At 51.5% G+C, this 15086-nt stretch carries 13 protein-coding genes; 11 read left to right on the top strand and 2 right to left on the bottom strand.

Annotated elements, in window-relative coordinates; translation table 11 throughout:
- Positions 1-31: 31 nt before the first annotated feature.
- The 6 genes from F552_RS0110800 to uvrB all read left to right on the top strand — a co-directional run bounded on the left by F552_RS0110800 (position 32) and on the right by uvrB (position 6151).
- A complete protein-coding gene (locus F552_RS0110800) occupies positions 32-955 on the top strand; it encodes a LysR family transcriptional regulator (protein ID WP_018151757.1) in 924 nt (307 codons plus the stop codon).
- A gap of 167 nt (positions 956-1122) precedes the next feature.
- Entirely contained in the window at positions 1123-1608 is a 486-nt protein-coding gene (locus F552_RS0110795) for a YajQ family cyclic di-GMP-binding protein (RefSeq protein WP_018151756.1), read from the top strand.
- 3 nt (positions 1609-1611) lie between these two features.
- Positions 1612-2943 (top strand): sigma-54-dependent transcriptional regulator, encoded by a 1332-nt coding sequence (locus tag F552_RS0110790; protein ID WP_018151755.1) that lies wholly within the window; start codon positions 1612-1614, stop codon positions 2941-2943.
- Positions 2940-3584: a ribonuclease T2 family protein gene (locus F552_RS0110785; protein WP_018151754.1), complete on the top strand. Its 645-nt coding sequence runs from the start codon at positions 2940-2942 to the stop codon at positions 3582-3584. Before F552_RS0110790 ends, F552_RS0110785 begins: the two co-directional genes overlap by 4 nt.
- Positions 3585-3611: 27 nt before the next feature.
- Complete coding sequence (locus tag F552_RS0110780; RefSeq protein ID WP_018151753.1) at positions 3612-4100, top strand: heme-degrading domain-containing protein; 489 nt, start codon at positions 3612-3614, stop codon at positions 4098-4100.
- A 35-nt stretch (positions 4101-4135) separates the two neighbouring features.
- Positions 4136-6151 (top strand): excinuclease ABC subunit UvrB, encoded by a 2016-nt coding sequence (gene uvrB / locus F552_RS0110775; protein WP_018151752.1) that lies wholly within the window; start codon positions 4136-4138, stop codon positions 6149-6151.
- A 12-nt stretch (positions 6152-6163) separates the two neighbouring features.
- On the opposite strand, the gene F552_RS0110770 is transcribed toward uvrB, so the two are convergent.
- On the bottom strand, positions 6164-7180 hold the full coding sequence (locus tag F552_RS0110770) for a GGDEF domain-containing protein (protein WP_169333596.1): 1017 nt from the start codon (positions 7178-7180) through the stop codon (positions 6164-6166).
- 472 nt (positions 7181-7652) lie between these two features.
- Between F552_RS0110770 and F552_RS0110765 the strand changes: the two genes are divergently transcribed.
- On the top strand, positions 7653-8222 hold the full coding sequence (locus F552_RS0110765) for a Yip1 family protein (protein ID WP_083917487.1): 570 nt from the start codon (positions 7653-7655) through the stop codon (positions 8220-8222).
- Positions 8223-8334: 112 nt separating this feature from the next.
- Here the strand turns inward: F552_RS0110765 and F552_RS0110760 are convergent, their stop codons facing one another.
- Positions 8335-9333 carry a hypothetical protein gene (locus F552_RS0110760; RefSeq protein WP_018151749.1) on the bottom strand — a complete coding sequence of 333 codons (999 nt, stop codon included), beginning with the start codon at positions 9331-9333 and terminating at the stop codon, positions 8335-8337.
- Between the two features lie 183 nt (positions 9334-9516).
- Between F552_RS0110760 and F552_RS0110755 the strand changes: the two genes are divergently transcribed.
- The 4 genes from F552_RS0110755 (at position 9517) to F552_RS0110735 (ending at position 14974) form a co-directional block, all read left to right on the top strand.
- Complete coding sequence (locus F552_RS0110755; protein ID WP_018151748.1) at positions 9517-10842, top strand: magnesium and cobalt transport protein CorA; 1326 nt, start codon at positions 9517-9519, stop codon at positions 10840-10842.
- Between the two features lie 389 nt (positions 10843-11231).
- Complete coding sequence (locus F552_RS0110745) at positions 11232-12785, top strand: GGDEF domain-containing protein (protein WP_018151746.1); 1554 nt, start codon at positions 11232-11234, stop codon at positions 12783-12785.
- 164 nt (positions 12786-12949) lie between these two features.
- Complete coding sequence (locus tag F552_RS19125) at positions 12950-13738, top strand: substrate-binding periplasmic protein (RefSeq protein WP_018151745.1); 789 nt, start codon at positions 12950-12952, stop codon at positions 13736-13738.
- Positions 13739-13852: 114 nt separating this feature from the next.
- Positions 13853-14974 carry a GGDEF domain-containing protein gene (locus tag F552_RS0110735; protein WP_018151744.1) on the top strand — a complete coding sequence of 374 codons (1122 nt, stop codon included), beginning with the start codon at positions 13853-13855 and terminating at the stop codon, positions 14972-14974.
- Positions 14975-15086: the final 112 nt, after the last annotated feature.

Genomic DNA, 15086 nt, shown 5'->3' with positions numbered 1-15086 from the left:
TATAGCGTTTAAATTAACCGATTGTTCTCTCATGAATATCAATTCATTTTTATCCGCAGAGGCCCTGCTGGCGTTTGATGCTGTCGCACGGCTCAAAAGCTTTACGGCCGCAGGCGCCGAAATCGGCATGGCCAAGAGCCGGGTGAGCATTCTGGTCAGCCAGCTGGAAAAAGAACTCGGCGCCTTGCTGATCATCCGGACGACCAGACGTGTCGCCCTGACGGAAGCAGGCGAGAAACTAGCCAGGCATGCCCACGCCCTGAAAGAAATCCTGATCAATGCCAGGACAGAGGTAGCATCCGTGCAGGACGATGTCACCGGCAGACTGGTGATCAGCGCGCCGCCCGTGCTATCCCAGGTCATTCTGTCCCGCTATTTGCCAGACTTCACGGCGATGTATCCCAATCTGCAAATCCATTTGCAGGTAGATACCCAGTTGATCGACCCGGTGAAGGAAGGAGTAGATTTCTGCCTGCGGACAGGACGTGTGCATGATGACTCTCTGGTGGCCAGGACAGTCGGCATGATCCATGCCGCCTTATATGCATCTCCCGCTTATCTGGAAAAACATGGCCAGCCAGAATGCCTGGATGAACTGTCTTGTCATCGGGCCCTGAGTGACAGCAAGCTAATGAATGGCATGCAATGGCGACTAAACAGGGAAGGCGATACGCGGTGTGTCCAGATAGACCCGGCACTGAGCAGTGACTATGCCGAAGTGCTTGCGAATGCCGCTGTTCAAGGCCAGGGGATTGCGATGCTGTCGCATGTACTGGCCGAGAAGTACCTGCAGCGCGGTCAGTTGGTCCGTGTTTTGCCAGACTGGTCCGGAGATTCATGGCCGGTGTTTCTGGTGTACCCCTATCACCGGCCCCAACCCAAAAAATATCAGGTATTTATCCAGTTCATCATGCCGAGACTGGCAGAGGCGCTGGCAATACCGCCAACTGTTTGATGTTTTTTACCCTGTTTTTGCGATGACAGGCCTGCCGGGTGGTTTGCCTGAATGAATAAGCTGTCATCTCCATGCAGCCGCGCCCAAACCAAGGTAAAATAAGCCCGTTAACTGGATGGCAATGATCAAGCCTTGTCATCCACAGTCATTTGTTCTGGAGTTTATACATGCCTTCATTTGATATTGTTTCTGAAGTGGATCTGGTCGAAGTACGCAACGCGCTGGACCAATGCAACAAAGAAGTCACCAATCGTTACGACTTCAAGGGAAGTGATGCACGGGTAGAGCAGTCTGAAAAAGTGCTGACCATGTACGCCGATGCCGAGTTCCAGATTGATCAGGTCAAAGACATTCTGATCAACAAGCTGGCCAAGCGTAATGTCGATGTACGCTGCCTCGAATACGGCAAACTGGAAAAAGTCAGTGGCAACAAGGTCAAGCAGACTGTCACGGTCAAGGTGGGGGTTGAAACCGAACTGGCCAAAAAGATTGTCCGCATCATTAAAGACAGCAAAATCAAGGTACAAGCCAGCATTCAGGGCGATACGGTGCGTGTTACCGGTGCCAAGCGGGACAACCTGCAAGAAGTCATCGCGCTCATGCGCAAAGAAGTAACCGACTTTCCGCTGCAATACCAAAACTTCCGGGATTAATCCATGGCAAGACTGCCTGTGCTGGTAGTAGAAGACGATGCCGCCTTGCGCGAGGCGGTTATTGATACGCTGGAGCTGGCCGGTTTTGAAACGGTATCGGCCAGCGATGGTTCCGCCGCCCTGCAGGTGTTGGCAAACACCCCGGTATGCATGGTGGTGTCCGATGTCGCCATGCAACCCATGGATGGCAACCAGCTACTGAAAGAGATCAAGACCCGCTGGCCACATCTGCCCGTATTACTGATGACTGCCTATGGCGTTATCGAGCATGCGGTGGCGTCGATGCAGGCCGGAGCCGCCTATTACCTGCCCAAACCGTTTGAGCCGGATGCACTGGTGAATCAGGTCACCCGTTTTGCGCTCAGCCGTTTGCCTGGCGATGATGACTCCGTCGTGGCCGAGGCACCAGCCACCCGGCAATTGCTGCAACTGGCCGAAAGGGTCGCCCCCAAAGAAGCAACCGTACTGATCACGGGCGAATCTGGCACCGGCAAAGAGGTGCTGGCACGCTTCATTCATCGGCATAGCCATCGCAGTCACAAGCCGTTTGTTGCCATTAACTGTGCCGCCATTCCGGAAAACCTGCTGGAAGCCACCTTGTTCGGTCATGAAAAAGGCGCATTTACCGGCGCCAGTCAGACACACATCGGCAAGTTTGAACAGGCGCAAGGCGGCACGCTGTTTCTGGATGAAATTGCCGAAATGCCGCTACCGCTGCAATCCAAACTGCTGCGGGTGTTGCAAGAACGTGAAGTCGAACGGGTAGGCGGGCAAAAAGCCATTCCGCTGGATGTGCGTATCCTGACGGCGACCAACCGGGACCTGGGTGAATGGGTCAAGGAAGGCAAGTTCCGCGAAGACCTGTATTACCGACTGAATGTGTTTCCACTGCATCTGCCCCCTTTGCGCGACCGGGTCGCAGACATCGTCCCGCTGGCCAGACATGCCTTGTCGCGCTGGTCAGAACAACAGGTATTGCACCTGTCTAACGCTGCCTGTCAGGTGCTGCAACAGTACAATTGGCCGGGCAACGTGCGCGAGCTGGAAAACGTGATCCAGCGCGCCGTCATTCTGTGCAATGGCCAGATCGTGACGCCGGATGACCTGATGCTGATGCTCACCGACATGAACAGCCACGCATCCATGCCGGTGGCCGAGCCGGTCAAGCATACGCCAGACAACATCAAGGATCTGGAACGCCAGCATATTTTGGATACGCTGGCCGCTGCTGGCGGTGTCCGTAAACTGGCAGCAGAAAAACTGGGCATGAGCGAACGCACCCTGCGCTACAAGCTGGCGCAATACCGTGACGAAGGCTGGGAAGAAGACGAATGAAACAAGGCTTGATCAGGTTGTGGGTGTTGCTGCTGGCATGGCCCATCACGCCCCTGCATGCAGATACTCCCGGGCAGTTTGACAACTATGTACTGGCCTTGTCCTGGTCGCCAGATTACTGTGCCAGCCGGCCGGATGATACCCAGCAATGTACCAAACGCCTCGGATTTGTATTGCATGGCCTTTGGCCGCAATACACCAACGGGTATCCCGAATCCTGCTCGACAGAGCGTCTGGACAACCGGGTAAAAGACCAGTTCTCAGTCATTTACCCCAGCCCGTTTCTGATCCGCCATGAATGGGAAAAACACGGTACTTGTGCCGGCTTGAGCCAAGCGGGCTATTTTGCATTGTCGGCCCAGGTAAAGAACGCGGTCAAAATTCCGGCAGATTACATCCAGCCTGCACAGCCCTTTAAAACCAGCATTGCACAATTGCAATCCGCGTTTAACAAGGCCAATCCGGGCATACCGCAAACCGCTGTTGCCATTGCCTGTAGTGGCGGCGGCCGCTTTTTGCAGGAGGTACGCATTTGCCTGAACCGGCAAGGCAACAAGGCCATGTCATGCTCTGCCAGCATGCAAAAACAGATGCAAAAATCCTGCCGCAGCGGCGATTTTCTGGTCCGTAACATCCGTTAGGCCATCCTGTCATAGAAGAAAGTCATCATGACCATTGAACAAGATCTGGCGATTATTGCCGAACAGGAAGAAGCACTGGTTTTCAAACAGTTTGATGCCAGCATCGCCTGGCAGATTGGCAGCCAGCTAAGAGAAGAAGCCACCCTGGCCCAATTGCCTGTCGTCATCGATATCTGGCTGGGTGACCAATGCCTCTTCCATGCCGCATTGCCTGGCGCAGCCGTCGCCAATGCAGAGTGGGCCAGACGCAAACGCAATGTGGTACGGCTGATGAACAAAAGTTCCTATGCGGTAGGTCTCGGTTATCAATTATCCGGTGGCAGCATCTTCGAGAAAATGGGCGTACCCGTTGCAGACTATGCTACCCATGGCGGTGCATTTCCGGTGCGTATCCACAATAGCAGCTGCATTGGCACCATTACCATTTCCGGGTTGCCACAGCGGCAGGATCACCAGTTTGTAGTAGACCAGCTTGCCATTTATCTGGAACGCGACGTTCCTGTATTACCCGACTAATCAGCCCAGCGGCTGAACAGAGAAAAGTTGATCATATGGCCGAAGTAGTGACGTATCCGGGTTCTCCCTATCGATTGCATCAGCCGTTTGCACCAGCGGGTGACCAGCCTGCTGCCATTGAAAAACTGGTAGAGGGCATTGAAGATGGCCTGGCTTTCCAGACCCTGCTTGGGGTAACCGGCTCTGGCAAGACATACACCATGGCCAACGTGATTGCCCGCACCGGCCGGCCCGCATTGGTCATGGCGCCCAACAAGACCCTGGCGGCCCAGCTGTATGCCGAATTCCGCGAGTTCTTTCCGGAAAACGCAGTCGAATATTTTGTCAGTTACTACGACTACTACCAGCCAGAAGCTTATGTCCCCAGCCGGGACCTGTTCATCGAGAAAGACTCCTCAATCAACGAGCACATCGAGCAGATGCGCTTGTCCGCCACCAAATCCCTGCTGGAACGTCAGGACTGTATTGTCGTTGCCACGGTATCGTGCATTTACGGTATTGGTGATCGCGAGGATTACCACAAGATGATTCTGCACGTGAAAGAGGGCGAGAAGATCGCCCAGCGTGCCGTTGTCGAGCGCCTGGTGTCCATGCAGTATGAGCGCAATGATTTTGAATTCAAGCGCGGGGTCTTCCGTGTCCGGGGTGACATCATTGATGTATTCCCAGCCGAATTTAACGACAAAGCCATCCGTATCTCGCTATTTGACGATGAAGTCGAGAGCCTGCAGCTGTTTGACCCGCTCACCGGACATATCGAAAAACGGGTTTCCCGCTTTACCGTATTCCCCAGCAGCCATTATGTTACCCCGCGCGAAACCGTCCTGCGTGCCTGCGAAGCCATCAAGGAAGAGCTGCGAGACCGGCTAGAGTTCTACTACGCCAATGGCAAACTGGTGGAAGCCCAGCGACTGCAGCAGCGTACCCAGTTTGATCTGGAAATGCTCTACGAGATGGGCTTTTGCAAGGGGATCGAGAACTACTCACGGCACCTGTCTGGGCGCCCGCGTGGCGCGCCACCGCCCACCCTGATCGACTACCTGCCCAAAAACGCCATCATGTTCCTGGATGAATCCCACGTACTGATCGGCCAGATCGGCGGGATGAGCAGGGGGGATAACGCCCGCAAGCAAAATCTGGTCGAATACGGCTTTCGATTGCCATCTGCACTGGATAACCGGCCACTCACGTTCCCGGAGTACGAGCACGTGATGCGTCAGACCGTGTTTGTCTCGGCCACACCCGCCGCTTATGAGGCTGAGCATCAATCCCAGGTCGTAGAGCAGGTGGTTCGGCCAACGGGGCTGGTCGACCCGGAAGTCGAAGTCCGGCCGGTCCTGACACAGGTAGACGATGTCCTGTCAGAAATTACCAAACGTACCGCAGTGAATGAGCGGGTGCTGGTGACAACGCTTACCAAGCGCATGGCAGAAGACCTGACCGACTACCTCAGCGAGCATGGCGTTAAAGTGCGTTATCTGCACAGTGACATCGATACGGTAGAACGGGTAGAGATCATTCGGGATTTGCGCTTGGGGGTATTTGACGTACTAATCGGCATTAACTTGCTGCGAGAAGGCCTTGATATTCCAGAAGTTTCTCTGGTTGCCATTCTGGATGCCGACAAAGAAGGCTTCTTGCGCAGCGAACGCTCGCTGATCCAGACCATTGGCCGTGCTGCCCGTAACCTCAATGGTCGCGCCATTCTGTATGCAGACCGGATCACCGATTCGATGAAGCGTGCCATGGGGGAAACCGAACGGCGCCGGAACAAGCAGATCCAGTTCAACATCGACAATGGCATTACGCCAAAATCGGTCACGAAACGCATCAAAGACATTATTGACGGGGTATATGATCCGGAAGTTGCCAAGCTGGAGCAGGCACACAATAAAGAACTGATCGACATGGACCCGAAAAAACTGGCCAAAGAGATCAAACGGATCGAGAAAGAAATGCTCAGCGCCGCCAAAAACCTGGAGTTCGAACAAGCCGCCAAACTGCGCGATCAGCTAAAAACCCTGAGAGATCAGGTATTTGGGGCTGCCTGACAGGCAGCCGTTTCAGAACAGGGAAATATCGCCGGCCTCAACCACATGTCTGGAGGCGGTTCCTTCGGCCAGCATGTCTTCAAAGAATGTGACCTGATTACGGCCATTATGCTTGCTGTGGTACAGCGCCTTGTCGGCATAATCCAGCAGCGTGGCCGAAAAGGTATCCGGGTCAAGCTTGACGGCCCCCATACTGACAGTCACAACACCTACCTGCGGGAAATTGCGGTCTTCAATACGCTGACGGAAGCGTTCTAGCACTTCGCGGCAGCTTTCCTGATCCCGGCAACGCAATACAATGACAAACTCTTCGCCGCCAAACCGGAACAGCATGTCATCACTGCGGAAAGTAGACTTCATGATCTGCGAAAACAGTACCAGCACTTCATCCCCATATAAATGACCAAATCTGTCATTGATGGATTTGAAACGGTCGATATCTGCCATCGCCAGCCAGTACTCGCCGGCATTATCCGCCCGTTTATCAGCTGCATCGTGGCCAGATGCTGCTGCCGGTGGTTTTCTTACCTTGGAGAAATACTCGTCAAAGGTTTTTCTGTTGGCCAGTCCGGTCAATTCATCCGTTTGGGCATGCTGGAGCAGGCTGCAGAAATTCCGGTAGATTTGCAACACACCCGATAAAAAGTATGCGTCCTGGTCGCTCAGCGCCTGTGGGCTGGCAATGACCAGATAACTCTTTTCAAACTGGGTTTCCAACAGCAAATAGACAAACAGGAGCCCCTGATCATTGCGGGTGACGATATGACTCAGCTCAGAGGCACTGATGGCTTGATCCGCCTGTTTCAGTTCATCGGAAATCGTCAGATTATCTGTCTGGATACTGCAGGTCGGTTTGCCATGGAGGATTTTCTCGATAGGAGAGCCGGCACTGTCCAGTTTCAGGATTTCCAGGTGCTGCGGTTGCATCAGGTTGTGCAGGGTGTTGAGCAAACTGATTTCCAGCAACTCAAGGTCACGAATCATCGTAAAACCTACCAGATGATCCAGTAACAATGGTGTCTTTGCCATTTTGACATCCAGCATGTTCAAACAACCTCCAGGAGAACCCGGTTTTAGTGTCCAGTACGGTCAATTACACGTCAGTTGGCGACTTCGTGTCTGTGACTTTGGGTGATCGTCTAGCATAGCAGCCCCCCGGTGGGTTGTCTGTAGTTGAATCTGCCAAGATTGCACCAGTGCTGATAATTATCAAACCCGATAGATATCGATAGCTAAATAAGGTAGGCCCGTCACTAACCACCTAACTACCTGCATGCGATGGCCAGTATCAGAAAACTTACTTCTAAATCCTTGATTTAAGCTAAAAAAACAAAATAACGGTGGTGATTTTTTGCCCTACAATTCAATTGAGGCAAAGAAAAAAGCCGCAAAACAAGAGGATCTGTTTTCGGCCATTTGATGTAGTAACAGCTTCTTTTTGTGACGTGGCATCCGGCATATTTGACCGTATTGCTCTAACCCGAATCAAAGGAGTAGCGACATGAATCCACTACAGTACACAAAAATGCCATTTTCATTTCATGCCGGCTGGGATCGTATCGTCAATATTCATCCCAAAGTCCTAAGAACATTCCTGTTGCTTGTTCTGCCGTTTTCTCTTATTCCGCCAGCAACCTTGCTGTATGCGGGTAACCATCATCTCTCTGTCTGGTTGCAGAACGACACGCATTCAGACTGGCTGGCCGTCGCAATCATTTTCTTTATCGCAGAACTGCTCACGGTGCCGATGATGGGATGGGTCATCAAGCACAATGCGGGCAAGTACAACCTGAATGTCAGCTTCAAGGATACCTACCTGCTGGCCGCCATTATTGCAGTCCCCATGTGGTTATCCAGCCTGGGGCTACTCGCCAGCAGCATGTGGATGACCATTGGCCTGGCGATTGCCGGATTGGCCCTGGCCGCCAGCCTGTTGTACCACGGGCTGTACGCAGAACTGAAAATGGAAGACCGGTTCGAGGCGCAATCTCTCAGCTACGAGATCTTCTCGTTGGGTGGGGCTGTGTGGGTGATGTTGTGCGTGTTCCTGGTGGTGCCGCTGATCAAATAGCAACACCGCGTTTAGACGACAAAAGGTAGCCCCTGTAAAACAGAGGCTACCTTTTGTTTTAAGCATGTTTGGGCATGGTAAACCCTGCCCAGACAAATAACTTTCCCAAGGTTTACGGCTGTTCAACCATCACCGGGCGAATGGTAAATACCTCCGGGCGTTTGGTATCGACCGTCACGCGAACCCAGTGGTTGGATGGGCTGCCAAATGTTTGCAGTCTGGTAAAATTATTCAGCATTTTCAATGGGTTGTACAGTGGCTTGTCTACCTTGAAGAAATGGGTGTCACCATGCACCAGCAAAACTTGCCCTTTGAAGCCGGCCGTTTCAGTAGCTACAGCCTCCATGAATTTCCGGTAGGCTTGGTACCCAGGAAGCTTGCTCTCATCGACCTCTTCGGTTTCCGGCAAATCAAAGCCAGGGTCCGCCTGGAAAACCAGTACCAGCCCTTTGGCATGCCTGGCTTTTGCCTGATCAAAACTGCTTTTTAACCAGTCAATATTTGCAGCATCCCGCTCCAGATATTCGGCATTGTCTGCATCGCATTGCGCCTGATCACGGGCACTTTTCTTGGTGCAATCCTTGTTATCGGTCACCATATTGTTATTACTGCCCGGGATATTGAGCCCGACAAAGACGATTTTTCCGAATTCAAACCGGACATTTTCAGAAAATTTCTCCCCGGCAGGTGCCTGATGCACCAGTGGCATGGTTTGCTGCCCAAAACTCTCTGATTTGCCAAACATGACTTTGCGGAGATGGCTTAGACGCTCCAGATTGTTATATCCCCCGTTGTTGGTACGGTGGCAATCTGTCCATTCATTGTCTCCCGGTACATAGACGGCGGGCTTCTTCAAGGTATTGAACATGGTGATGGCATCGGTATATACCCCATCGGTACATTCAGAACTACCGTCCTTGATATCACCATCATAAATGGAGAACCGGATATCCGAGTGATTAATGCTATTGATCACCGCCTGCATTTTGGGCATATCGCCATTTTTGGCATATGGCATGTCCCCCCAAAGACCAAACGAGAAACTGTCGGCAAATACCGGTGGCAGGGTAGAAGCGAGCATCAAACCGGCACATAAGGCATATTTTTTCATGGGTAGTCCAGTGGTTGAGGGAATGAAAGAAGTCCTCATTGTTACCAAACGGCATTGCACTTTTGTGACGTTTGGCATTTTCACGTCAGATCGTCATAATTGCCATGCTAGAATAATTACAAGCCTGCCATAAGCTGCAAGGCACCACGTAGCTAATAACAATAACCTGACCGTGACCCTGCCATGTCCCTCGAAAAAATCACCACCATCCTCAACAAACAAAAACTGGTCGAGAACATGGTTCACAGCCAGGACATGCCTCGCCACCAGTTGGTCGAAAATGTCGTGCACCGCCAGCATCTGGCAGAGCTCCACAACCTGCTGGACAAGCTCTCTGCAGAAGAAATTGCCGAAACCCAGACGGCTTTGACCAGGGCAGATGCCTGCCTGCTATGGCACGAAATCCCGGCTGCGCGTGAAACCGGCATCCTGGACTTATTGCCGGCTGATTTGCAAACAGAACTCATCGCCAGCAAGGTCGTGGATGATTTTGAGAGCCAGATACACATCTTCGAGCTGGTGGGAGAGCGCCTTAAGCAGATTACCATCAGCAACCGCAAAGACCTGGCAAACCATCAGCCTATCTGGATCGACGTATTGAACCCCAGCAAGGCAGAACGCCAGTTCATCGGCGAGTATTACGGACTTGAGCTGCCAGACCCGAGTGACGGGACGGATCTGGAAGTCAGCTCCCGCTTTCTGGTCGAAGAAAATGGCGATATCGTACTGCACGCCAACTTTTTGCTGGACCGCTCGGGAGACTCCAGAAGCGTACCGGTCTCGTTTATCCTGCATGATGGCATTCTGTTTTCAGTACGTGAAGAAGACCTGCCTGTCTTCCGTCTGCAGCGGCTCCGTGCCAGAACACAACCCGGTTATGTGACGGACTGCAAGGATGTGCTGTTGGACTTGTACGGCGCTGATGTCGAATACTCTGCCGACTCGCTGGAAGACATTTACAGCACGCTGGGCAAAGTAGGACGCCAGGTACTGAGCGAAACCATCAGCGATACAGAGGCCGCGCGCATTCTGGGGGATATTGCCGAAGAAGAAGACCTGAACGGGCGTATTCGCAGCAATATTCTGGATACCCAGCGCGCGTTATCGTTCTTGATGCGTTGCAAGATTCTCTCTGCCTCGCAAGTGGACGATGTCAAACAGGTGATGCGCAATATCGAATCCCTGAACAGCCATACCGCCTTTTTATTCGACAAAATCAACTTCCTGATGGATGCCACGATTGGTTTCATTAACATTAACCAGAACCGGCGTGTTACCCAGCTGACCATCTTTGGTGTGGTTTTCATGCCGATCAACATTTTTGCCGGTATTGGCGGCATGTCTGAGTTCTCGATGATGACAAAAGGCATCCCGTGGCCACTTGCCTATGGCGCATTTGTCGGTGTCATGGCGTTAATTGGCTGGAGTACCTATGTCGGCCTGAAATACATCGAAAACAAGAAACTGAAGCATTCTGCCAAATCCGGCCTGACGGACAAGGCGGATTGACCCCGTCAATCCTGGCCTGTCGGGTCATGTTTATCTACAGCCAGTGAACGTTTGTATCTGATGATGGTGATTCCGGAGTTGCCCATCATGGACAAACATTATTTTCTAGATGCAAAACAAGGAATGGAAATAATGTTTGTATATATATTTCAGGTGCTTATCACTGTAATTTAATCTGTATCAAAATAATTCGGTAAGCGCATGAATAGTGTTATATCATGGCTGACAGAAAAAAATACCCAGTCATTTAAAGGCTGTTTAAAGGAAGTGCATGTATTGTTTTGGCATGTATTTTAATCTGCAGGATAAACAAGCAATCCATCGGTTGCTTGCGCAGGCTAACCATGAGCTGCCTGGAAACGTGATATCAAAAAAACAAACGCCAACTCATGAATACCATTGACTCTAGAACCGTTATTTCCAAATTCCTGACCATTCTTGTCGCCATTATCATGGTTGTCACGGGTTGGGCGCTTTGGCTGGCGGATAAAGAGGGTACGTCCCTGTCTACGCCACAGCAGCATGACGAGTTATGGCAGATGTATAGCGTCGGGAACCAGCTGGAACAGATAAGACATCTGGCCACGCAGTTCATCAGCAACAAGACCGGGCGGGAGCAGTTGACCCGGGGTCTGGCCGACTCCCTGGTGCTGATCGAGAAAACCAGATCAGACTTTCTTGCCAGTGGTGCGCTGACCAACCGGGATAACCCGGTTGTCTTCAAAGGGCTGGATGTGTTGTCCAGCACCATCAAGACTTGGTTATTGCGTACACAAAGCCACAATGACCGTGCACCTATGCTGCTGTTGGCCAGTGATATCCTGAAAGAGCACGAGGCCAATCACGAGCAGTTGCTAGCCATGATGACCGATATTCACCGGACCATGTCGGCCCATCTGGATCAGGATCGCCTCAGCCTGAAAAACCGGTTTACGTCTGTTCGCTGGGTCCTATATTCCTGCTTTGTATTTTCCATCCTGCTCTTTCTCAAGCTTTTACTGGATATCCGCTTTTTCAGGAAAATCAACATTTACCTATCAGAGCTCAATGAGCGCCTGAAAAATGACATCAACGTGAAAACGAGCGAACTGCGCAATGAGCGCCAGTTGCTGTTGGAAGTCATTGAAGCCAGCCCTTGTGAAGTGGTGCTGTTCACAGAGGCGACCGGAAAAATCCTGCTGATCAACAAGCGGTTTTCAAGGCGTCTGTGTCTGACCGATGTCAACCAGCCTTTTATGGTGTCAGACCTTGTATTTGATCCGAAAAAGGCCAAAGAACTGATTGTAGATCTGGACACACATGGTGCGGTAGATGACTGGGAGGGCATGATTTCTGTCCGCAGCCCATACTGGAGCTCTTTATCTGCCCGCAAGATTCTGATCGATAATCAAAAAGCCTATCTGTTCTGGAGCTTCGATCTGTCTGTTCATAAGAACCTGCAAGACAAACTGCAGTTGCTGGCCAATACCGACATGCTTAGCGGTATCTATAACCGCCGTGCCTTCATGCAGAAGGCTGACCTTATCATCAAGACGGCGGGCAGCTGCGGCTTGCTGATGCTGGATATCGATAACTTCAAGCATATTAATGATACTTATGGTCACGCGGCAGGCGATACGGTCATTGTCGGTTTTGGCGAACTGCTCAAGTCCCTGAACATTAACAATGCACTCTATGGTCGTCTGGGGGGCGAAGAGTTTGCCGTCTTGTTACCCTATATCAGCCAGGAGCGCTTGCTGGCCCAGGCAGAAGAATTCCGCATGCTATTTGCCGAGTATGATTTCGTGTGCGATGAGGATGTCATCATCCATGCAACGGTCTCGATTGGCGCTGTTCATACCAGCAGCATGACAGAAAGAAATATCTCCGCCTTGCTTAGCGTTGCTGACAAGGCTCTCTACGTTGCCAAAACCACTGGCAAAAACAAAGTCGTCCCCGGGTAATCATCCGCCTACGCCTCGTTATGCCGGTTTGACTGACAACTTTGCAACAAAACCCGATGCTTTTCGGCATCGGGTCTTCTTATCCCCACTTAGGCTTTGCTGACGCTATTTTAATCACGTAGAATTGCACCCAGTTTAAAGAACGTCAACGGAACGAACTAAATATGCATCTGCTGACAAAAGCGTGCTTATCCCTGCCAATGCTACTCATCTGTGGCTTAGCCAGCCTGGCTCAAGGAGAGAGTCTGAGCATTGCGGCGACAGACTACAAGCCGTATATCAGCGACCAATTGCCAGATGGAGGCATCCTTACCAGGGTATTGACAGAAGTCCTGCAAAAGCAGGGGGCTGATTACCAGCTGATCACGGTGCCTAACAACCGGGCAATCGAAGGGGCCATGCAAGGTGCTTATGATGCCACTTTCGGCTGGGCCTATACGCCGGAACGGGCGCAGAAAATGCTGTATTCTGACCCGATTGCCACTTTCAAAATGGTGTTTTTCCAGCGCAAGGCAAACCGCATTCACTGGACATCCATGCAGCAATTGACCCCGTATCCGATTGGGGTTACCAAAGGAAATTTTGTCTCTAAAGAGTTTTCTGCTCTCAGCAAGCAAGGCAAGTTGAAAGTGGATGAAGCATTTGATGATTTGTCCGGCCTGCGGAAATTGCTTATGAAGCGAATTGACTTGTTTCCGATGGAAATTGAAGCAGGTCAATACCTGATCCAGTCCAGTCTGACCGTGCAAGAGCAGCAAGACCTTGTGCCTTCTGATGAAGTCATCTGGCAGGTCCCCGTGTATTTCCTGATCAATCGGAACGTGGCCGGTGCATCCGAATTCATGAGCAAATTCAATCAGATACTGCATTCTCTGAAAGAGCAGGGCAAGCTTGATGCCGCTTATAGAGATACCAAGGCAAAAATTGACCATCGCGTGTTAGTCAAAAAGTAACTTCCTTCCATCTTGTGTTATCCCCCCCGTCATCAAGGCCGCGTGAATACGATGCCTTGATGTGTGTAGCCCAAGTCACGAAATACGATAAAAATGATTTTTGATGTTCCCACCATGGCTGCCATGGTTGCAGTAGTTTCCCTTGCCATGGCCATTGCTTTGCGTTGTGTTTCCTCCAAGGAGCATGTACCAGGGTTTAGATTGTTCAGCATTGGTCTGCTATGTCATGCCATCGGTGTCCCTGTGGTCGCGTTTCGTGCAGTGATTCCTGAAGCATTTTCCATTATTGCCGGCAATACGCTCGTGTCTGCCGCATTTGGGTTTTTCCTGGCTGCCATTTACCGCTTTTATCTCAAGCCGGTTAATTGCAAACTGGTGATGGTGCCTGTAGCACTGGTATTTGTTTCTACGATCGTTTTGCTCAACCAGCAGGCATTACGTTTTTCCACCATGTCACTGCTGATGCTATTGCAAATGCTGAGCCTGTTCATGACAGTCTGGGTCAGAAGGCATGACACGTCTGGCAACAGTTATCGGTTGCTGCTGTGTGGCGTGACTATTGGCGTGCTGATATTTGCTTCACGCATGATCGCGATGCTCGCTGGCATCACATCTCCTCAGGCAGTCTGGCACCCCGGTTTAATACAGACCTGGACGTTTATGAGCGGCGGTGTATTCGTCTTGTTTACGGCGGTGGGTATTATCGGCATGTACAAAGACAGGTCTGATCACTACATCAAGACTCTGGCCATGCAAGATGAGCTGACTGGTATCGGCAACCGGCGTGCGATTGTGCAGGAGTTGCAAAAAAGGTTTGCAGAATCGGTTCGGCACAAAACCCCGCTGTGCCTGCTGATGTTTGATCTGGATTACTTCAAGCATATCAACGATTGCTTTGGCCATTTCGCAGGGGATGAAGTATTGAAAACAGTTGCCACCAGCGTGAAAACCAGGTTACGTATCAGTGACTTTTTCGGCCGGTATGGTGGTGAAGAGTTTGTGATCATCCTGCCAAGAACCTCGCAAAGCGTCGGGGTATCGATTGCAGAAGAATTACTGGCCCGCCAGCAACATCAGTCCATCCGGACCGAGGGCAAGGAAATTCCGGTCAATTTCAGTATTGGCATCGCCGCAACGGACAGTGGCCAATTCGAGAAGTCGGAGGATTTGCTCAAGGCGGCGGATCAGGCCCTGTACAGGGCCAAAGAGCAGGGGCGCAACCGCTTGTCCGTTTGAGCAAGGTTTGGCTGATACCTCCAGCAGCAATAACACCATCCGGTTTGTGTAACACCCGGATGCCAATATGAAATATGCAGTTCCGGTGCCGCTGCATGCGGTGCAGAAGTTG

Source organism: Leeia oryzae DSM 17879, assembly GCF_000376945.1.
Taxonomy (GTDB): domain Bacteria; phylum Pseudomonadota; class Gammaproteobacteria; order Burkholderiales; family Leeiaceae; genus Leeia; species Leeia oryzae.
Note: the sequence above shows the minus strand (reverse complement) of the source record. Positions and strands in the feature narration are given on the sequence as shown.

Excerpts from the sequence above, each read along its gene's own strand:
- F552_RS0110800 (WP_018151757.1), top strand. The coding sequence starts at position 32 with ATGAATATCAATTCATTTTTATCCGCAGAGGCCCTGCTGGCGTTTGAT.
- F552_RS0110795 (WP_018151756.1), top strand. The coding sequence starts at position 1,123 with ATGCCTTCATTTGATATTGTTTCTGAAGTGGATCTGGTCGAAGTACGC.
- F552_RS0110790 (WP_018151755.1), top strand. The coding sequence starts at position 1,612 with ATGGCAAGACTGCCTGTGCTGGTAGTAGAAGACGATGCCGCCTTGCGC.
- F552_RS0110785 (WP_018151754.1), top strand. The coding sequence starts at position 2,940 with ATGAAACAAGGCTTGATCAGGTTGTGGGTGTTGCTGCTGGCATGGCCC.
- F552_RS0110780 (WP_018151753.1), top strand. The coding sequence starts at position 3,612 with ATGACCATTGAACAAGATCTGGCGATTATTGCCGAACAGGAAGAAGCA.
- uvrB (WP_018151752.1), top strand. The coding sequence starts at position 4,136 with ATGGCCGAAGTAGTGACGTATCCGGGTTCTCCCTATCGATTGCATCAG.
- F552_RS0110770 (WP_169333596.1), bottom strand. The coding sequence starts at position 7,180 with ATGGCAAAGACACCATTGTTACTGGATCATCTGGTAGGTTTTACGATG.
- F552_RS0110765 (WP_083917487.1), top strand. The coding sequence starts at position 7,653 with ATGAATCCACTACAGTACACAAAAATGCCATTTTCATTTCATGCCGGC.
- F552_RS0110760 (WP_018151749.1), bottom strand. The coding sequence starts at position 9,333 with ATGAAAAAATATGCCTTATGTGCCGGTTTGATGCTCGCTTCTACCCTG.
- F552_RS0110755 (WP_018151748.1), top strand. The coding sequence starts at position 9,517 with ATGTCCCTCGAAAAAATCACCACCATCCTCAACAAACAAAAACTGGTC.
- F552_RS0110745 (WP_018151746.1), top strand. The coding sequence starts at position 11,232 with ATGAATACCATTGACTCTAGAACCGTTATTTCCAAATTCCTGACCATT.
- F552_RS19125 (WP_018151745.1), top strand. The coding sequence starts at position 12,950 with ATGCATCTGCTGACAAAAGCGTGCTTATCCCTGCCAATGCTACTCATC.
- F552_RS0110735 (WP_018151744.1), top strand. The coding sequence starts at position 13,853 with ATGGCTGCCATGGTTGCAGTAGTTTCCCTTGCCATGGCCATTGCTTTG.